This window comes from Sphingomonas sp. M1A8_2b, assembly GCF_053345535.1.
On sequence record NZ_JBKFAH010000002.1, the window covers coordinates 326,384 to 345,207 of the forward strand.

14 protein-coding genes are annotated in these 18,824 nt (G+C 66.5%); 6 read left to right on the top strand and 8 right to left on the bottom strand.

Going from position 1 to position 18,824, the window contains the following annotated elements; all coding sequences use genetic code 11:
* The first annotated feature begins 78 nt into the window (after positions 1 to 78).
* From ACLBWL_RS09905 to ACLBWL_RS09920, 4 genes are all read left to right on the top strand, one after another.
* Complete coding sequence (locus tag ACLBWL_RS09905) at positions 79 to 2,127, top strand: protein-disulfide reductase DsbD family protein (protein WP_447792576.1); 2,049 nt, start codon at positions 79 to 81, stop codon at positions 2,125 to 2,127.
* 233 nt (positions 2,128 to 2,360) lie between these two features.
* Positions 2,361 to 3,887, top strand: coding sequence for a circularly permuted type 2 ATP-grasp protein (locus tag ACLBWL_RS09910; protein WP_447793465.1), 1,527 nt, complete (start codon positions 2,361 to 2,363; stop codon positions 3,885 to 3,887).
* Complete coding sequence (locus ACLBWL_RS09915) at positions 3,887 to 4,822, top strand: alpha-E domain-containing protein (RefSeq protein WP_447792578.1); 936 nt, start codon at positions 3,887 to 3,889, stop codon at positions 4,820 to 4,822. Before ACLBWL_RS09910 ends, ACLBWL_RS09915 begins: the two co-directional genes overlap by 1 nt.
* Positions 4,822 to 5,631, top strand: coding sequence for a transglutaminase family protein (locus ACLBWL_RS09920; protein WP_254687378.1), 810 nt, complete (start codon positions 4,822 to 4,824; stop codon positions 5,629 to 5,631). The genes ACLBWL_RS09915 and ACLBWL_RS09920 overlap by 1 nt, the downstream gene beginning before the upstream one ends.
* Positions 5,632 to 5,864: 233 nt before the next feature.
* Here the strand turns inward: ACLBWL_RS09920 and ACLBWL_RS09925 are convergent, their stop codons facing one another.
* Positions 5,865 to 6,641 (bottom strand): arginyltransferase, encoded by a 777-nt coding sequence (locus ACLBWL_RS09925; protein ID WP_447792581.1) that lies wholly within the window; start codon positions 6,639 to 6,641, stop codon positions 5,865 to 5,867.
* A gap of 131 nt (positions 6,642 to 6,772) precedes the next feature.
* Complete coding sequence (locus ACLBWL_RS09930) at positions 6,773 to 8,032, bottom strand: threonine ammonia-lyase (RefSeq protein WP_447792583.1); 1,260 nt, start codon at positions 8,030 to 8,032, stop codon at positions 6,773 to 6,775.
* A gap of 57 nt (positions 8,033 to 8,089) precedes the next feature.
* On the opposite strand from ACLBWL_RS09930, the gene ACLBWL_RS09935 reads away from it, so the two are divergent.
* Positions 8,090 to 8,944, top strand: a complete 855-nt coding sequence (locus tag ACLBWL_RS09935; protein ID WP_447792585.1) for an NAD(P)-dependent oxidoreductase — start codon at positions 8,090 to 8,092, stop codon at positions 8,942 to 8,944.
* Positions 8,945 to 8,952: 8 nt separating this feature from the next.
* Positions 8,953 to 10,626, top strand: coding sequence for an amidohydrolase (locus ACLBWL_RS09940; RefSeq protein ID WP_447793467.1), 1,674 nt, complete (start codon positions 8,953 to 8,955; stop codon positions 10,624 to 10,626).
* Positions 10,627 to 10,635: 9 nt separating this feature from the next.
* On the opposite strand, the gene ACLBWL_RS09945 is transcribed toward ACLBWL_RS09940, so the two are convergent.
* From ACLBWL_RS09945 to ACLBWL_RS09970, 6 genes are all read right to left on the bottom strand, one after another.
* Positions 10,636 to 11,523 carry an acyl-CoA thioesterase gene (locus ACLBWL_RS09945; RefSeq protein WP_447792587.1) on the bottom strand — a complete coding sequence of 296 codons (888 nt, stop codon included), beginning with the start codon at positions 11,521 to 11,523 and terminating at the stop codon, positions 10,636 to 10,638.
* A gap of 158 nt (positions 11,524 to 11,681) precedes the next feature.
* Positions 11,682 to 12,809, bottom strand: coding sequence for an acyl-CoA dehydrogenase family protein (locus tag ACLBWL_RS09950; protein ID WP_447792589.1), 1,128 nt, complete (start codon positions 12,807 to 12,809; stop codon positions 11,682 to 11,684).
* Positions 12,810 to 12,946: 137 nt separating this feature from the next.
* Positions 12,947 to 14,128 (bottom strand): acyl-CoA dehydrogenase family protein, encoded by a 1,182-nt coding sequence (locus tag ACLBWL_RS09955; protein ID WP_447792591.1) that lies wholly within the window; start codon positions 14,126 to 14,128, stop codon positions 12,947 to 12,949.
* Between the two features lie 4 nt (positions 14,129 to 14,132).
* Positions 14,133 to 15,437, bottom strand: coding sequence for an amidase family protein (locus tag ACLBWL_RS09960; RefSeq protein ID WP_447792593.1), 1,305 nt, complete (start codon positions 15,435 to 15,437; stop codon positions 14,133 to 14,135).
* Positions 15,438 to 15,474: 37 nt separating this feature from the next.
* Positions 15,475 to 17,505 carry a 3-hydroxyacyl-CoA dehydrogenase NAD-binding domain-containing protein gene (locus ACLBWL_RS09965; protein WP_447792595.1) on the bottom strand — a complete coding sequence of 677 codons (2,031 nt, stop codon included), beginning with the start codon at positions 17,503 to 17,505 and terminating at the stop codon, positions 15,475 to 15,477.
* A gap of 96 nt (positions 17,506 to 17,601) precedes the next feature.
* Positions 17,602 to 18,822: a serine hydrolase domain-containing protein gene (locus tag ACLBWL_RS09970; protein WP_447792597.1), complete on the bottom strand. Its 1,221-nt coding sequence runs from the start codon at positions 18,820 to 18,822 to the stop codon at positions 17,602 to 17,604.
* Positions 18,823 to 18,824: the final 2 nt, after the last annotated feature.

Genomic DNA, 18,824 nt, shown 5'->3' on the forward strand with positions numbered 1-18,824 from the left:
AGCGGGGCCGTCGCTTTGAAGTGCAATACGACAAGGTCACCGCTATGGCTTTGCGCGATGAACGAAACAAGGATGGCCATGCGCGGATTACGTTGCGTCCTGATGACGGTCTTGCTCGCCGTTTGCGGGCTGGCGGGTACGCCCACGTTTGCGGAATCGCTGAACGGCTCCAGCCAGCATCTCATGATGAAGCTGGTCGCCGAGAGCGATCACCCGAACGCCGGCGCCCCGCTGACGATCGCACTGGCAACGACCCCCGAAACCGGCTGGCACGGCTATTGGCGCAATCCTGGCGACGCGGGCTTTCCGGCGACGTTCGACTGGACTTTGCCGAGCGGTGCGAAGGCGGGCGAACCCGAATGGCCGGTGCCGACCACGCTGCTGATCGCGGGCCTGATGAATTACGTCTACGAGGCGCCCTATGCGCCGCTCGTGACGATCCAGGTCCCGGCGGGGCTCGCGGCGGGAACAAAATTCCCGATCCGGTTGAAGACGAGCTACCTCGTCTGCTCCGCGACGATCTGTGTACCCGAGGAAAAGGCGCTGTCGCTCGACCTCACGATCGGTGACGGCGCGCCATCGCAAGCGGCTGCGTTCGCCGGCTGGCGGCAGGCGATTCCGAAGCCACTCGATGCCGGCGCGAGCTATGCGGCGAACAACGGCACCATGCGGATCGCCATCCCGTTCCCGGCAGGCGCGATGGTGGACAAGGCGTATTTCTTCCCGGTCACCACCGGCGCGATCGAGAATGGCGCCGCGCAGACGGTCACGCGTGACGGCGACCGGTTGACGATCGAGACGAAGCTTGCTGCGAATGCCAAGACCGGCGGCCCGATCGAGGGCGTGCTGCGGATCGGCGAAGGGCAGGGGCTCGGGGTCAAGGCGATGCCCGGCGTGGTCGGCGATGCGGCCGGCAGCACCTCGACCAGCGCGACCACCGAAAGCATCTGGCTGACCGCGCTGATCGCGTTCTCTGGCGCAGTGCTGGGCGGCTTGATCCTCAACATCATGCCGTGCGTGTTCCCGATCCTCAGCCTCAAGGCGCTCAGCCTCGCGCGTGGCGGTGCGAGCGAGAAGGACGCGCGCGGCGAGGCCTTGGCCTACACCGCGGGCGTCGTGCTGGTCTGCATCGGACTCGGTGCCGCGATCCTGGCCCTGCGCGCAGGCGGATCAGCGGTCGGCTGGGCGTTTCAGTTGCAGCATCCGGCGGCGATCGTTGTCCTGCTGCTGCTCAGCGTAGCGATCGCGTTCAATCTCGCCGGGCTGTTCGAGGTCCCGACGCCGCGCTTTGCCGGTGAAAGCGGTGCGAGCGGAGCGTTCGCCACCGGCGCGCTGGCGGCGTTCATCGCGACGCCGTGCACCGGGCCGTTCATGGGTGCTGCACTTGGCGCGGCGCTGGTGCTGCCGTGGCCGGCGGCGCTCGCGGTGTTCGGCGGGCTCGGGATCGGCTTGTCGCTGCCCTTCCTCGCGATCGGGTTCGTGCCCGCGTGGCGGCGGTGGTTGCCGAAGCCCGGCGTGTGGATGGAAACGTTTCGCCACATCCTGTCGGTGCCGATGTTCCTGACCGCGATCGCGCTCGGCTGGGTACTCGGGCGACAGACCGGCGTCGAAGCGCTCACGCTTGCGCTGATCGCGGTGCTGGCCGTGGGCGTGGTCCTCTGGATCGGCGGCACGCGCCAGCGCAAGGGCAAGGCGTTCGGCGTCGTGGCGCAAATCCTGTTGCTCGCGGTGTTCGTCGGCAGCGCGTTACTGATCGCGCGAACGCCGCCCGCCTCCGCAAAGACCGAGACCACCGGCGACGAAGCGTTCACCGAAGCCAAGCTCGCGTCGCTGCGTGCGGAGAAGCGCCCAGTGTTCGTGTACTTCACCGCCGACTGGTGTCTAACGTGCAAGGTCAACGAAAAGGCCGCGATCGACACGGCGGGCGTCCGTGACGCGTTCGCCCAGCACAAGGTGGCTGCGCTGATCGGCGACTGGACCGACGGCGACCCGGTGATGGGCCGCTTCATCCAGGCCCACAACCGCGCCGGGGTGCCGCTCTATCTATATTATGCGCCGGGTGCCGCCGAACCGACCGTCCTCCCGCAGGTCCTGACCCCCAGGCTGCTGCAGGGGCTGGGCGCCTAGACAACGATCCTCCCCCGCAAGGGGGAGGTGTCTGGCCCTTGCCAGACGGAGGGGGCGGTGGGGGAACGTCGGTTCCGTGTCCTCCCCCTCCGTCACCTGCGGTGCCACCTCCCCCTTGCGGGGGAGGATCGCCCCGCCGCTGTCGTCGAAGGGGCTGCACAGAATGACTTGTGCAGCGCAGCGAACCATTGCAGCATGGAACCGTAACGCTTGATGGGGAATTGACCGTTCCGATGGGGAAACAGGCGTTCGACGAAATCATGGGGACGCCGGGCGATACGACCGCTCGTCCCGAACTCGCGGCTCTCGGGCGTTGGATCGAGGAGACGCCCGACGCCGAGCTGCGCCGACGGCAGGAAGCCGCCGAGACGACGTTCCGCCAGCTCGGCATCACCTTCGCGGTCTACGGCGAGAACGAGGCGGCCGAGCGGATCATTCCGTTCGATATCGTTCCCCGCGTGTTTCTCCACGACGAATGGACTCGCCTGTCTGAAGGCCTCGTCCAGCGCGTCGAGGCTATCAACGCGTTCCTCAATGACATCTATGGCGAGCGTCGCATCCTGAAGGAGGGCATCCTCCCCGAGGATCTCGTACTCGGCAATGCGCAGTTCCGGCCCGAGATCGCCGGTATCCGCCCACCGCATGGCGTCTGGGCGCATATCTGCGGCATCGACCTCGTCCGCACCGGCCCCGACGATTTCTTCGTGCTCGAGGACAATGCGCGCACGCCGTCGGGTGTCAGCTACATGCTGGAAAACCGCGAGGCTATGCTGCGGCTCTGCCCCGAGCTGTTCCGCGAGTTCCGCGTGGCTGCGGTCGACAGCTATCCCGATCTGCTGCTCGAGACGATGAAGTCGGTCGCGCCGCACGGCACGGGCTCGAACCCAACGTGTGTGCTGCTCACCCCCGGCCATTACAATTCCGCCTATTACGAACACAGCTTCCTTGCGGACTCGATGGGCATCGAACTCGTCGAGGCCGCGGATCTCGTCGTCGACGACGACATCGTCTGGATGCGGACGATCGCCGGGCGCGTGAAGGTCGACGTGATCTATCGCCGGATCGACGACGATTATCTCGATCCGCTCGTTTTCCGGCCGGACTCCGCACTGGGCGTGCCCGGGCTGATCGCCGCCTATGCGGCCGGCAACGTCGCGATCATGAACGCGCCGGGCAACGGCATCGCCGACGACAAGGCGATCTACAGTTACATGCCCGACATCGTGAAGTTCTACTCGGGCGGCGAGTGCAAGCTGCGCAATGTCGAGACGTGGCGCTGCCGCGAGCCGCAGGCGCTCAAATACGTGCTCGACAACCTCGAAGACGTCGTCGTCAAGCTGGTCGACGGCTCTGGTGGCTATGGCATGCTCGTCGGTCCGACCGCGTCGAAACAGGAGATCGAGAATTTCCGCGCCGCGCTCATTGCGGAACCGCATCGCTACATCGCGCAGCCGACGCTGGCACTGTCGACCGTCCCGACGATGGCCGATGGCGGCTTGTCTCCCCGCCACGTCGATTTTCGCCCGTTCGTGTTGAGTGGATCTAAGGGCGTTCAGGTCGTCCCCGGCGGCCTCACGCGCGTCGCGCTGAAGGAGGGTTCCCTGGTGGTGAATTCCAGCCAGGGTGGCGGGACCAAGGACAGTTTCGTCCTGATGAAGGATCAGTCGCAGCGGATGGGAGCGGGCGGGATGACGCAGTCGATGGGCGGCATGTCGCAGGCACTCGGCACGATCCTGCCGTCGCCGGGAGCGACTAGCTGATGCTCTCACGTACCGCATCGTCGCTCTACTGGCTCGGCCGCTATTTCGAGCGAGCCGACTTCATCGCCCGGCTGGTCGAAGCCACTGTTCGTCTCGACGTTCTCTCCTCGCAGCCGGCGGGCGAGGCTGCCTGGGCCTCTGCGCTCGCAGTCACTGAAACCGAGGAGCCGTTCGCGACGCTTGGCGGCAACCTCAGCCAGACCGAGGTCGTGCGCTTCCTGACGCTCGATTCGAGTCACCCCGGCTCGATCGTCCGCTGCGTCGACATGGCGCGCAACAACGCGAAGGCGGTCCGCACCGCGCTGACCCGCGAGGCATGGACCGCGATCAACCGTGCATGGCTGCTGTTCGAGAACCGGACGACGCCGCGCAGCACGACCGACCAGATGAACCTCGTCGAGGCGGTGAAGACCGAGACGCGGGGTTTCGAGGGCGCGGTGCACCGGATGCTGCGCAACCAGACGACGTGGTTCATCCGGCTCGGCCAGGCGGTCGAGCGCGCGGACAACACCGCGCGACTACTCGACGTCAAATACCATATCCTTCTGCCCGAGGGCGAACGGCTCGGCGGGGCGATCGATCGCGACCAGTGGACGACGATCCTCCAGACCGTGTCCGCAGTGACCGCGTATCGTTGGCTCTACAATGACGGGCTGCGTCCTGCCGACGTGATCGATCTGCTGCTTGCGCGTGCGGAACTCCCGCGCAGCCTGGCGGCGTCGGTCGAGGAGACGGTCGACGTGCTCAATTTGCTGGCGAAACGCACGGGCAATCACGGTGAGGCGGACAGGATGGCACGAATGCGCGCATCACGCATGGCCAAGACGCGATCGGGCGAGGTCATCGCTTCGGGACTTCACCAGTATCTGCAGGCCTTCATCGCCGAGAATGCGCTGCTCCATGGCGCGATCGGCCGCCAGTTCAAGTTCCAATAATGCGGTTGTCGATCGATCATCACACGATCTACCGCTTCACCCAGCCGCAGGGCCGGCTCGTTCAGATGCTCCGGCTTACGCCCGAGAACACGCATGACCAGACCGTGGCGTCGTGGCGGATCGACGTCGATTGCGACGCGCGGTTGCGGCCGGGACGCGACGGCTTCGGAAATGCCGTGACGATGCTCTATGCCGAGGGGCCGGTCGACGGGATCGAGATCACCGTCAAGGGCGAGGTGCTGACCAGCCACTCGGACGGCGTGCTGCGCGGCGTGCACGAGACGTTGCCGCCTGCATTGTTCCTGCGCGCGACCGAGGCGACGGCGCATGATGCGGCGATCGCAGAGTTCGCCGCGGATGCCGTGGTCGGCGCGCGTGATCGGATCGGCGCGCTGCACCGGCTCAACCGGGCGTTGCATCAGCAGTTCGTGTTCGACGCCGGCCGCCCCGAGCCGGGGCTCACCGCGGGCGCAGCGTTTCGCAAGGACAGCGCCACGCCGCGCGACATGGCGCAGATGTTCGCGGTCGCTGCGCGGTCGCTGGGGGCGCCGGCACGCTACGTGTCGGGCTATCATCACACCGATTTCGAGGTGGTGCATTTCCCGACCCCGCATGGCTGGGCGGAGGCGCATGTCGACGGGCTTGGCTGGGTCGGGTTCGATCCCTGCACGGGAATGTCGCCCGAGGAGCATTACGTGCGGGTCGCGATGGCGCTCGATGCGGCCGGGGCGGCGCCGGTCGCGGGCTCGCGGCTGGGTGAGGGTGGCGAGGAGCTCGACGTCGACGTGGTGGTGCAGCGCGAGGACTAAAGATTTGTTTCCCCGCGAAGGCGGGGATTCAGACTGGGCTCCCGCCTTCGCGGGGGAACAAGACGCCGCCGCCGGCTCATGGTATCACCACCCCGGCGAAGGCCGGGGCCCAATCGGCAACGTGGTCGTAACGAAGGGCTATTCTCCGTTAGCAACGTTTCCCAATTGGGCCCCGGCCTTCGCCGGGGTGGTACGTCGCCAGACCCGTTCGCGGTTAAACGGGCTCGCCGCCTTCAGACCAGCGCCGCAACCCGTTCCGGCTGCGTCATCAGATCGGCCTCCGTCAGCCGCCGCCAGCCCGCCGGCCCCAAGACCTCCAGCGGCCGATACCGCGTCTTGTATTCCATCCGCGGCGAGCCCTTCACCCAATAGCCGAGATAGACATAGGGCAGGCCGGCGTCGCGGGCGCGGTGGATGTGGTCGATGATGATGAAGTTGCCGAGGCCGGACCGGCGCGCATCGTCGGCAGCGAAGAAGCTGTAGACCATCGACAGCCCATCCGCCTGGCGGTCGGTCAGGCACGCGCCGATCAGCTTGCCTTGCGCGCCGTCCACCGACGGTTCGCGGTATTCGACGATCACCGAGTTGACCGGCGAGTGCTCGATCATGTCGGCATAATCGTCCTCGTCCATGCCAGCCATGCCACCACCGGGATGGCGGGTGCCAAGATAGCGGCGGAGGAGTTGAAACTGCTCGTCGGTGGCCCAGGCCTTGCAGACCGTTACCTCGATATCGTCAAGTTTCTTCAACAGCTTGCGCTGGGTCGCATTGGTCGCGAACTCGGGCGCGACGATGCGCACCGACACGCACGCGGTGCATCCCGCGCAGGACGGGCGATACGCTACCCCCTGGCTGCGGCGGAAGCCGATCCGGCCGAGCGCATCGTTCAGTTCGCCAGCGTGCGGACCGGTCAGTTCGGTGAACACTTTTCGCTCCTGCCGGTCCGGCAGATACGGACACGGCGACGGGCTCGTGACGAAGAAGCGCGGGAAACGAAAGGGCGCAGTCACCGAACCAGATGTCCTTCAGGCAGGCACGAGGATCCGCGCGCCGCTCCTATATGGTCGCGTCGCTCAACCGTGAAAAGCGGGTTTACCACGATTGTGGGTTAACACCGCAAATCCCGGCAAAATCGGGATATTTACGCCAGCTCGACGGTCGACGTTTCATACCCACCGGCGCGGAGTGCGCCCACCAGTCGATCGAGATGCGCGCGATCGCGAAGCTCGCATTCGATGTCGGTGATCAGGCCTTTGGCCGGCAGCGTCGTGAAGACGCGCTGGTGATAGATCTCGATGATGTTGACGCGTTCCTGATCGAAGATCCGTGCGACGTGGAACAGCGCACCGGGCTTGTCCTGCAACCGGATGCGCAGCCGCGCGAGCCGGCCCGACCGCGCGAGATCGCGCAACAGCACGTTGGCGAGCAGCCGCGTATCGATGTTGCCGCCGCACAGCACGATGCCGACGGTCTTTCCCGCGAACCGCCCCGGATGCGAGAGCAACGCCGCGAGCCCTGCGGCTCCCGCGCCCTCGACCACGGTCTTCTCGATCTGGAGCAGCAGGCTGACCGATTCCTCGAGGCTGCGTTCGCTGACCAGCAGGATTTCGTCGACCAGTTCGGCGACGATCTTCGACGTGATCGCGCCCGGCTCTTTGACCGCGATGCCCTCGGCCAGCGTATCGCCTGCGCACGCCATGTCGGTGCCGTTGATGCGGTTGTACATCGACGGGAACAGCTCGGCCTGGACGCCGACGATCTCGATCGGATGGCCGCCGGGCGCCTGACTCGCCGCCTTGGCGACCGTCGACATGCCCGAGATCAGGCCGCCGCCGCCGATTGGGATCACCAGCGTGTCGATCTGCGGCACGTCTTCGAGCATCTCGATCGCGACCGTACCCTGGCCGGCGATGACGCGCGGATCGTCGAACGGGTGGACGAAGGTGAAGCCGCAGTCGCCCTCGAGAATGCGGGCATGCGCATAGGCCGCGTCGAACGTCTCGCCGTGCAGCACCACGTTGGCGCCGTGGCCTTCGGTCTGCATGACCTTCACGGTGGGCGTGTTGATCGGCATCACGATCGTCGCGGGGATGCCGAGCCGGTTGGCGTGATAGGCGAGGCCCTGCGCGTGATTGCCGGCCGACGCGGCGATGACGCCCTTGGCGCAGGCTTCCGGCGACAGCTGCAACAGCGTGTTGAGCGCGCCGCGCTCCTTGTACGCCGCAGTGAACTGGAGGTTCTCGAACTTCAGATACACCGTCGCGCCGGTCATCTGGCTGAGCGTGCGGCTGATCAGCGTCGGCGTGCGGACGATCGACTCGCGAATGCGCGCGTGCGCGGCGTGGACGTCGTCGAGAGACACGGGAAGGGTGAGCGCCGCTGCGGCAGCCTGGGTAGCCATGCTCGCCCCGCTAGACCATCTGGCGCAACGGGGGAACACCGCTTATGCGCGGAGGCTATGGCAAAACTGGCATTTATCGGAACCGGCGTCATGGGCGCGCCGATGGCGGGGCATCTGACCGCGGCAGGGCACGACGTCACGGTCTATAACCGGACTCGGGCCAAGGCGTTGGCGTGGGCCGATAAATATGGCGGCAAAGTCGCGGACACGCCGGCTGCTGCGGCCAAGGATGCCGAGGCCGTGTTCGCCTGCGTCGGCAATGACGACGATCTGGCGTCTGTCACTCAAGGCGAAGACGGCGCGTTCGCGGCGATGCGCGACGACGCGGTGTTCGTCGATCACACCACCGTCTCCGCCTCGATCGCGCGACGCCTCGCGGGCGAGCGTGCGCTGGTGGTCGATGCGCCGGTATCGGGCGGACAGGCCGGCGCGGAGAACGGCAAGCTCTCGATCATGTGCGGCGGCTCGGCCGAGGCGATGGCGAAGGCCGAACCGTTCATGCAGGTCTATGCCGCACGCATCGTCCACGTAGGCGACGCTGGCGCCGGCCAGACCACCAAGATGTGCAACCAGATCGCGATCGCCGGGGTAATCCAGGGGGTCGCCGAGTCGATCCGGTTCGCGCAGATGTCCGGGCTCGACCTGGACAAGGTGTTCGAGGCGATTTCGGGCGGCGCGGCGCAGAGCTGGCAGATGGTCAATCGCTGGCCGACGATGGCGAAGGACGAGTTCGACTTCGGCTTCGCGGTCGACTGGATGCGCAAGGATCTCGGGCTCGCGCTCGACGAAGCACGCCGCAACGGCGCCGTGCTGCCGGTCGCGGCGCTGGTCGATCAGTTCTACGCTGATGTCCAGGCGATCGGCGGCGCGCGGCAGGATACGAGCGCGCTGGTACGGAGATTGCCGAAGTGATGCGCCTGATGGTTTCCGCAGCCGCGATCGCGCTGCTCTCCACACCAGCTTTTGCCGACGGGATCGTCGACAACGTCAACGGGATCACCGTCGCCGATGGCGGTCGCGTGATTCATTTCAAGGCGATCCTCGTCGACAAGGACGGTCGCGTCACGCGGCTCGTGCCCCCCGGCGAGGAGGCCCCCAAGCTGAGCCGCAAGGAACTGAAGAAGAACGCCGGCAAGCCGCTCTACGATTGGCGCGTCGACATGGGCGGCAAGACGGTGCTGCCGGGCTTCGTCGATGCGCACGGTCACGTCCTCGAACTCGGCTTCGGCGCGTTGTCGCTCGATCTTTCGATGACCAGGTCGCTCGACGAGGCGAAGGCGCGGATCGCGGCTTACATCGCGGGCAATCCCGATCGCAAATGGATCCTCGGGCGCGGCTGGAACCAGGAGGTGTGGGGACTTGGCCGCTTCCCGACCGCCGCCGATCTCGACTCCGTCTCGGGGGGGCATCCGATCTGGCTGTCGCGCGCCGACGGCCATGCCGGCTGGGCAAACCGCGAGGCCATGCGTGAGGCCGGTGTCACCGCCGCTACCGTCTCGCCTTCCGGCGGACGTATCGAGAAGACCGGCGGCGCACCGGCGGGCGTGTTCGTCGATGGCGCACAGGCGTTGATCGAGAAGGTCGTGCCGCAACCACTTCCCAAGGAACGCGACGCCGCGTTCCTCACCGCGCAGAGCATCCTGCTCGGCTACGGCGTCACCGCCGTCGCTGACATGGGCACGACGCTGGACGACTGGCTGACGTATCGGCGGATGGCGGATATCGGCGGCTTGCGCGTGCGGATCATGAGCTACGCGCTCGGGATCGACACCGCGAGCCGGATCGGTGGCAAGGGGCCGACGCCGTGGCTCTATAACGATCGTCTGCGGATGGGCGGCGTGAAGCTCTATGCGGACGGTGCGCTCGGATCGCGCGGCGCATGGCTGCTGAAACCCTACTCGGATGCGCCGGGCCAGTCGGGCCTCGGTTTCCTGACCGATGCGCAACTCCAGAACCAGATGAGCCGTGCGGCGATGGACGGCTATCAGGTCGCGGTCCACGCGATCGGCGACAAGGCCAACCAGGAGGTGCTCGACGCGATCCAGGTCGAGAGCGACACCTATACCGGCGACCGCCGCTGGCGGATCGAGCATGCGCAGATCGTCGATCCGAGCGACCTGCCGCGGTTCGGCAAATATGGCACGATCGCGTCGATGCAGCCGACTCACGCGACCAGCGACTGGAAGATGGCGGAGGCGCGGCTCGGGCCAAACCGGCTCGTCGGCGCCTATGCGTGGAAATCGATGCTGACCAACGGCGCCAAGCTCGCGTTCGGCACCGACTTCCCGGTCGAGAAGCCCGATCCGTTCGCGACCTGGGCCGCGGCGTTCACACGGCAGGATGCCGATGGCCAACCCCAGGGTGGCTGGCAGCCGCAGGAACTCGTGACGCGCGAGCAGGCGTGGTGGGCGATGACGGGTGCGGCCGCCTATGCCGGGTTTGCCGAGAAGCAGTTCGGTGCGCTCGCGCCGGGCCAGCGCGCGGACTTCATCGTCGTCGACAAGGATCCGACGCTCGCCTCGCCGACCGATCTGCGCGCGACCAAGGTGAGCGAGACGTGGATCGGTGGCGAGAAGGTCTGGGTGCGCAAGTAACCGCGCGGGTTACTGGCGCATCCGGATCAGCCCTTCCTGCGCGACGCTGGCGACGAGCCGGCCGTCTCGTGCGAAGATCTTGCCGCGGTTGAAGCCGCGCGCGTGGCCCGACCACGGGCTATCGCATGCGTAGAGCAGCCAGTCGTCGGCACGAAAATCCTCGTGCAGCCATAGCGAATGGTCGAGACTGGCGGTCTGCATGCCGGGCGTGATCCAGTTCATCCCGTGCGGCAGCAGCGCGGTACCGAGCAGCGCCATGTCCGACGCATAGGCGAGGATCGCGCGGTGCATCGCCGGATCGTCGCCGATCGGCGCGACCAGGCGGAACCAGTTGGCATAATGCGGCGCCTGCGGGACAGGGTCGATCCAGCTGCGCGGGTTGACCGGGCGCACCTCGATCGGTCGCCAGCGCAGCATGTGCGCGCGGAATTTCTCGGGGATGCCGTCGATATTCTCGAGCCGCAGGTCACGGTCCGAGCGGAGCGTTTCGGGCGCCGGCACGTCGGGCATCGCGTCCTGATGGTGCAGGCCTTCCTCGGGCATCTGGAACGACGCCGCCATGTTGAGGATCGGCTGGCCCTTCTGCATCGCGATCACGCGCCGCGTCGCGAAACTGCGGCCTTCGAAGTCGCGGACGACGCGGAAGACGATCGGATAGTCCTCGTTGCCCGGCCGCATGAAATAGGCGTGCAGCGAGTGCGCGGCCTTGGGGCCTTCGGTCGAGCGTTGCGCGGCCTGGAGCGCCTGCGCGATCACCTGCCCGCCGAACACGCGACCGACGCCGCCGGGCTGGCGCTTACCGACATAGAGATCGGTGTCGACCTCCTCGATCTCGAGCAGGTCGACGAGACCCTGGGCGAGTGCCTCGGGCGACGTATTGGCAGTGTCAGTCGTCATGTAGCATCTTCACCTTTGTTCCCCGGCGGAGGCCGGGGCCCAGTTGGGAAGGTCGCAGTAACGGAGGATCATGGTAACCGGCAAGGTTCGCCCAACTGGGCCCCGGCCTCCGCCGGGGAACGGGCCTTCCAGTACTCGGCCTTTCAAAACGCCGCTGTTCAATACCCCGCCGCGATCGCCAGCCGATCGGCGTGAAAGTTGGCATCCCCGAACATCTCCGCCAGCACGCGCGCGCGCTTCATGTAGAAGCCGATGTCGTACTCGTCGGTCATCCCGATGCCGCCATGCATCTGGATACCCTCCTGCACGCTCAGCGTGGTCGCCAGCGCGGTCATTGCCTTGGCCACCGACACCGCCTCGTCCGCCCGCTCGCTACCCTGGTCGAGCAACTGTTGCGCCTTGAGGACGGCGGCGCGTGCGACTTCCATTTCCGAATACAGATGCGCGGCACGGTGCTGGAGCGCCTGAAAGCTGCCGATCAGCGTGCCGAACTGCTTGCGCTGCTTCATGTAGCCGACCGTCATGTCCATCGCACCACCGCCGACACCGAGCAGTTCGGCCGCCGCGCCCGTCCGGCCTGCGCGGAGCAGCCGGTCGAGCGGGGTTCGGCCTGCGTCGACCTCGCCGATCACCGCATCCGCATCGACCTCGACGCCATCGAACTCAAGGCGGGCGGCAAGGCTGGCATCGGCGAGGCGTTCGGCGTTCGCGGTGAGCCCGGTGGCGTCCTTCGGGACCGCGAACAGCGTAATACCGTGTGCGTCGTCGTCCGCCCCCGCGGTACGCGCGGCGACGATGATCAGGTCGGCGGTGTGGCCGTGCGTGACGAAGCGTTTGGCGCCGGTCAGCTTGAACCCGTTGCCCGAGCGTTCGGCCTTCATCGCCACCGTGTCGCGGTGTTTGGCGGCTTCGTCGATCGCCAGCGCCGCGACGGTCTCGCCCGCGATGATGCCCGGGAACCAGCGTTCGGCCTGGCCGGTCCCCTTCAGCGCTTCGACTGCAGCGACGGCGGTCGAGAGGAACGGTGAGGGAGAGAGGTTGCGACCAATTTCCTCCAGTACGACGCCCGCCTCGACATGGCCGAGCCCGAGCCCGCCTTGGTCCTCACCGATCAGGACGCCGGTAAAGCCCATCTCGGCGAACTGCTTCCACAGGTCGCGCGAGAAGCCGGTCTTGTCGTTGGCGTCTCGCAACGCGCGCATGTGACTGACCGGCGCATGCTCGGCGACGAAATCGCGAATGGTGTCCTGAAGGACGGTCTGGTCGTCGTCTAGATACAGTGGCATGTCTTCGTCCTTCTGCTCCCTCGCCCCGTCGGGGAGAGGGTAGGGGTGAGGGGCTGTTGGGTCGGATCGTCCGAGCCCCCTCTCTCCCGCCTTCGCTTCGCTGCGGCACCCTCTCCCCGAAGGGGCGAGGGATAGGTTTACGCCGGCAGTTCCAAGATCCGCTTGGCGATGATGTTGAGCTGGATCTCGCTCGTCCCACCCTCGATCGAGTTCGCCTTGGTCCGCAGCCACGACCGCGGGATCGCACCGCCACGCGAGCGTTCGCTGTCCCATTCGAGCGCGTCCGAGCCGCCCGCCGCCATCATCAATTCGTACCGACCCTTGTTCAGCTCGGTCCCGTAATACTTCATCATGCTCGGCTGGGCCGGATGCGCCTTGCCCGCCTTCAGCTCGTCGATGAAGCGTTCGGACATCGCCCCGAACGCCTTCGCCCGCACCTCGAACAACGCGATCGACGCGCGCAGCAGCGGATCCGCCAAACGCCCGTCATGCCCAAGCCCGACGGTAGCGATTGCGCCATCGATCAGCGGATTGCCGCCGCTCGACGCCAGCCCCATCCCCGAGATCATCTCGCGCTCATGCCCGAGCAGGTATTTCGCGACGTCCCAGCCCTTGTTCTCTTCGTAGACGCGGTTGACCTTGGGCACCTTCACATTGTCGAAGAACGTCTCGCAGAACGGCGAATTGCCGCTGATCAGCAGGATCGGCTTGGTCGACACGCCCGGCGAGGCCATGTCGAACAGCACGAAGCTGATCCCGCCCTGCTTCGACGTCTTGTCGGTGCGGACGAGGCAGAAGATCCAGTCGGCCTTGTCGGCGTAGGAGGTCCACACCTTCTGTCCGTTGACGAGATAATGGTCGCCCTTGTCCTCCGCCGAAGTCGCCAGCCCAGCAAGGTCGGACCCTGCATTCGGCTCCGAATAGCCCTGGCACCAGCGGATCTCGCCGCGCGCGATCTTGGTCAGGTGATCGAGCTTCTGCTCCTCGGTGCCGTACTTCAAGAGGGCCGGCCCGAGCATCGAGATGCCGAACGAATTGAGCGGGTTGCGCGCCTTTATTGCCGCCATCTCTTCGCGCAAGATCTTCGTCTCCGCAGGCGACAGGCCACCACCACCATAGGCCTTGGGCCAATCCGGCACGGTCCAGCCCTTGGCCGCCATCTTGTCGAGCCACTCCTTCTGCGCAGGGCTCGACGGCTTGAACTGGCGCCCACCCCAGCAGACGTCGTCGTCCGAGCGCACTGGTTTGCGCATCTCGGGCGGGCAATTCTCCGCGAGCCAGGCGCGGGTTTCGGACCGGAAAGTGTCGAGGTCGGACATCGGATCAGCTCCTGCTTAATCGGTGGCACAGCGCGGCGACGGCGATCGCGTCGTGGTCGCGGAAACGGTTGGTGATGACCTGCACGCCGATCGGCAGGCCGCGCGGGTCGGTCCCGACGGGCACGCTGGTCGCGGGCAGATTGGGGAAGGTGGCGAGGCCCGCCCAGGCGAACTGGACGCCGAACGGGGTATCCTCGCCGTCGATCGACAGCGTCCGCCGCGCGACGTTGCGCTCGGCGATGTGCGCGAAGGCGTTTACGCCGCTGGCCGGCGCGATCACCGCGTCGAACTGCGCGAACAGTGCGTTCCACGCGCGTTGCAGCCGCGCCTGCGAGTCGAGTAGGTCGAACCACTGCGACAGCGTTGCGACCTGGCCGTCACGCGCCGGGCCGCCCCGCGTCATCGCGATGCCGAGCATCCGCATGTAGTCGGCGTGTTGCGCGGCGAAGTCGATCGGTGGCGGCGCAAGCGATATCGTTGCGCCCGAGCGGGCCAGCGCTTCGCCGACATGCGCGATCGCCGACACGATCGACGAATCGACCCGCGCCGCCGGATGCGCCGTCAACAGCAGGATGCGCGGCCGTGTGAGGTCGACGCGCGGGCGGGGCAACGGCAAGTCGGCGAGGATGTCGAGCGCGGCGGCTAGATCCTCGGGATTGCGCGCGAGCGGTCCGATCACGCCGAGAGCCGCGCTCGCCCCATCGGTCCCGGGCACGCGGTGGCCGATATCGGACAATGCACCATAGGTCGGCTTGTGCCCCCAGACACCGCAGAACGCGGCCGGTACACGGATCGAGCCGCCGATGTCGGAGCCGAGTTCGAGCGGCACCATGCCCGACGCGAGCGCCGCCGCGGCACCGCCCGACGATCCGCCGGGCGTCAGCGCGGGATCGAGCGGATGGCTGGTCCGGCCGTAGATCGGATTGTCCGCCTGCCAGTCGCTCAGCCGCACCGGCACGTTGGTCTTGCCGAGGATCACAGCGCCCGCCGCCTTCAACCGCGTGACCGCCACCGCATCGCGGTCGACGACACTGTCACGGTGGACCCCGACGCCCCAGCTGGTCGGCAGGCCGGCGACGTCGAACGATTCCTTGACCGTCATCGGCACGCCGAACAGCGGTCGATCGTCCGGCCCTTCTGCGTCGAGCGCCCGCGCAGCCTCCCGCGCCCCGGCGAAATCGCGGACGACGACGGCATTGATCGCACCGTCGCGCGCCTCGATCCGCGCGATCGCCGCATCGCACTCGGCGAGCGCGGTCGTCTCGCCCGCACGGATCGCCGCCGCGGTCTGGAGCGCGGACCGCTCCATCAGCGAGCGACCGCCGGCAAGAAACGACCGCGACCGATCACTTCAGCCGACCGCCCGATGCCGCGGCATCCTTCAGCGACTTCGCCACCGGGAACCCGTATTTCTCGAGCCCCGCGACGACCTTAGCCAAGCCTTCCGACTGCGCCCAGAACATCGGCCCGCCGCGGTACACTGGCCAGCCATAGCCATAGATCCAGACCACATCGACGTCCGACGCGCGCTGCGCCTTGCCCTCTTCGAGGATCAGCGCGCCTTCGTTGACCATCGTGTAGAGCGTCCGCACGACGATCTCTTCGTCGCTGATCTCGCGCGGCGTCACGCCCGATTTCTTGCGGAAATCGTCGATGATCTCGGCCACGCGCGGCGAGTTGGAGGGCGTGCGCTTCTCGTCGTAATCGTAGAAGCCCGCCTTGGTCTTCTGGCCCCAGCGGTTTTCCGCCGCCAGCGCATCGCGGATGTTCTCGATGCGGGTGGGATCGCGGTGCCAGCCGATGTCGACGCCCGCCAGGTCGCTCATCTGGAACGGCCCCATCGGCATCCCGAAGGCGACATGGACCTTATCGATCTGCTCGGGGCTCGCGCCTTCCAGCAGCAGCTTGGTCGCCTCGACCTGCCGGGGCATCAGCATGCGGTTGCCGATGAACCCGTAGGTGACGCCCGCCACCACGGCGACCTTCTTGATCTTTTTCGCCAGCGCCATGACCGTAGCGAGCACGTCGTCGGCCGTCTTGTCGCCGCGTACGACTTCGAGCAATTTCATGACGTTGGCGGGGGAGAAGAAGTGCATGCCCACGACGTCCTCGGGACGCTTCGTGCACGCCGCGATCTCGTCGATATTCAGGTAGGAGGTGTTCGACGCGAGGATCGCGCCCGGCTTGGCGATCGCGTCGAGCTTGGTGAAGATCTCCTTCTTCACCTCCATCGTCTCGTAGACCGCCTCGATGATCAGGTCGCATTCGGCGAGATCGGCGAAGTCGAGCGTCGGCTTCAGCGCGCCCATCGCCTGCTCGACCTGCTCGGGCTTCATCCGGCCCTTCGCGGCGGTCGCCTCGTAGTTTTTCCGCACGACGCCGGTGCCGCGGTCGAGCGCGTCCTGCTGCATCTCGACGATCGTCACGGGAATACCGGCGGACAGGAAGTTCATCGAGATGCCGCCGCCCATCGTGCCCGCGCCGATCACGCCGACGCGCTTGATCTCGCGAAGCTTGGTGTCGGCGGGGACGTCGTCGATCTTGGCCGCCTGGCGCTCGGCGAAGAAGATGTGGCGCTGTGCGGCCGACTGGACGCCGGTCATCAGCTTCATGAACTCCTGGCGTTCGAACGCAATGCCCTCCTCGAAACTGGAGCCGTCCGCAGCCTTCTCGACGCAGGCGATATTGGCGGCCGGCGCGTCGAAGTTACGGAAACGGCGCGCATTCTCCTTCTTGAACGCGGCGACCGCGTCGGGATCGGCCTGCGCGGTTTTCTCGGACGCGCGGGGCAGGGGGCGCTTGGTCGCGATCTCGCGCGCGAACGCGACGGCATCGGCCTCGAGCGAATCCTCGCCGACGATCTTGTCGATCAGGCCAGCGTCGAGCGCCTTCTTGGTCGAAATCGGATCGCCCTTCGCGGTCATCTCCAGCGCGAGCTTCACGCCGGCGATCCGCGGGATGCGCTGCGTGCCACCCGCGCCGGGCAGCAGGCCAAGCTTCACTTCGGGCGTGCCGATCTTCGCCGAGGGGACCGCGACGCGGTAATGGCAGCCAAGCGTGACTTCGCAGCCACCGCCGAGCGCAGTGCCGTGGATCGCCGCGACGACAGGCTTCGACGAGGCTTCGATCATGTAGACGACGGTGGGCAGGCCGGGCTCGACCATCTCCTTGCCAAACTCGGTGATGTCCGCGCCGGCGAAGAACGTGCGGCCGTCGCAGCGGATCACCATCGCGGTGATGCTGTCGTCCTTGACGCCTTCCTTGATCGCCGCCTCGAGGCCCTGGCGGACGGCGGCGCCGAGCGCGTTGACGGGTGGGTTGTTCGAAATGATGACGAGGACGTCGTCATGGCGTTCTGTGCGGATCGGGCTGGTCATAATCTTCTCCTTGTTCTCCTGCGAAAGCAGTAGCCCAGGGCCACATCGGCAGCCCTGTGTGATACTGGACTCCTGCGTGCGCAGGAGAACGGAAACTCAGGTCATCGCGGCGTAGATCATCGTCTTCAGTTCGCGGCGGATGGGATACATATTGCTGGGCGAAAGCTGGGTCATGAACACCATCGACAGGCGCTCGACCGGGTCGACGAAGAACGCGGTCGAGAACATCCCGCCCCAGTAGAATTCGCCCTTCGACCCCGGCACCATCGTCTTCGCGACGTCGTCGGTGATCGCAAACCCGAGACCAAAGCCGGTGCCGGCGTTCGACGCCTCGCTAAACAACGATTTCGACATCGTCGCGAGATCGGATTTTCCGGGCAGATGATTCTGCGTCATCAAGTCGAGCGTCTTTCGTCCGAGGATGCGCGCGCCGTCGAGTTCGCCACCGTTCAGCAGCATCGTATTGAACCGGTGGTAATCGAGCGCGGTCGAGACCAGACCGCCGCCGCCGGACAAAAGCTTCGGCGCGCGGCTCCACGCGCTCTCGGCACCGCGATCGTACATCGCGCGGCCCTTGCCCGGCAGCAGCGTGTAGCAGTCGGTCAGACGGTCGAGCTTGCCCTTGGGGACCTGGAAGAAGGTGTCTTTCATCTTCAGCGGCGCGAAGATGCGCTCCTTGAAGAACTGGTCGAGCGGCAGGCCCGACACACGCTGGACGATTGCGCCGAGCACATCGGTCGCGACCGAGTAATTCCACGCGGTGCCGGGCGAGAATTCGAGCGGGATTTTGGCGAGTGCGCCGATGAAGCCGTCAAGATCATGGCCACCGTGCCAGCCCTCGAGTCTGCCCTCGCGGTAGGCAGCGTCGACGTTCGAACGGTTCTGGAAGCTGTACGTCAGCCCCGAGGTATGACGCAGCAGGTCGACCATCCGCATCGGCTCGGCGGTCGGCTTGGTCACGAACGGCACGCCGCCGCCGCCGCCATCATAGACACCGATATCCTTGAATTCGGGCAGGACGTGGTGGACCGGCGTATCGACCGCGACGAGGCCCTGTTCGACCAGCATCATGAACGCGACCGAGGTGATCGGCTTGGTCATCGATGCGATCCGGAACAGCGATCCTTCGTTGACGCTCTTGCCGCCCTCACGCGCCGCGCCCTCATGCGAGAAATGGACGATCTCGCCGTCGCGCGCGATCAGCAATTGCGCGTTCGGCAGCTTGCCCGAATCGATGTAGCGCGTCTGGAGCAGCGTATCGATCGCCGCCAATCGACTCGCATCGAAGCCGTGCGCGGCAGGTTCAGCGATTTTCACGA

Bases quoted from the DNA above. Each gene is read 5' to 3' on its own strand.
- ACLBWL_RS09930 (WP_447792583.1), bottom strand. From the start codon at position 8,032: ATGGCTACCCAGGCTGCCGCAGCGGCGCTCACCCTTCCCGTGTCTCTC.
- ACLBWL_RS09920 (WP_254687378.1), top strand. From the start codon at position 4,822: ATGCGGTTGTCGATCGATCATCACACGATCTACCGCTTCACCCAGCCG.
- ACLBWL_RS09935 (WP_447792585.1), top strand. From the start codon at position 8,090: ATGGCAAAACTGGCATTTATCGGAACCGGCGTCATGGGCGCGCCGATG.
- ACLBWL_RS09940 (WP_447793467.1), top strand. From the start codon at position 8,953: ATGGTTTCCGCAGCCGCGATCGCGCTGCTCTCCACACCAGCTTTTGCC.
- ACLBWL_RS09965 (WP_447792595.1), bottom strand. From the start codon at position 17,505: ATGACCAGCCCGATCCGCACAGAACGCCATGACGACGTCCTCGTCATC.
- ACLBWL_RS09955 (WP_447792591.1), bottom strand. From the start codon at position 14,128: ATGTCCGACCTCGACACTTTCCGGTCCGAAACCCGCGCCTGGCTCGCG.
- ACLBWL_RS09915 (WP_447792578.1), top strand. From the start codon at position 3,887: ATGCTCTCACGTACCGCATCGTCGCTCTACTGGCTCGGCCGCTATTTC.
- ACLBWL_RS09905 (WP_447792576.1), top strand. From the start codon at position 79: ATGCGCGGATTACGTTGCGTCCTGATGACGGTCTTGCTCGCCGTTTGC.
- ACLBWL_RS09950 (WP_447792589.1), bottom strand. From the start codon at position 12,809: ATGCCACTGTATCTAGACGACGACCAGACCGTCCTTCAGGACACCATT.
- ACLBWL_RS09910 (WP_447793465.1), top strand. From the start codon at position 2,361: ATGGGGAAACAGGCGTTCGACGAAATCATGGGGACGCCGGGCGATACG.
- ACLBWL_RS09960 (WP_447792593.1), bottom strand. From the start codon at position 15,437: ATGGAGCGGTCCGCGCTCCAGACCGCGGCGGCGATCCGTGCGGGCGAG.
- ACLBWL_RS09945 (WP_447792587.1), bottom strand. From the start codon at position 11,523: ATGACGACTGACACTGCCAATACGTCGCCCGAGGCACTCGCCCAGGGT.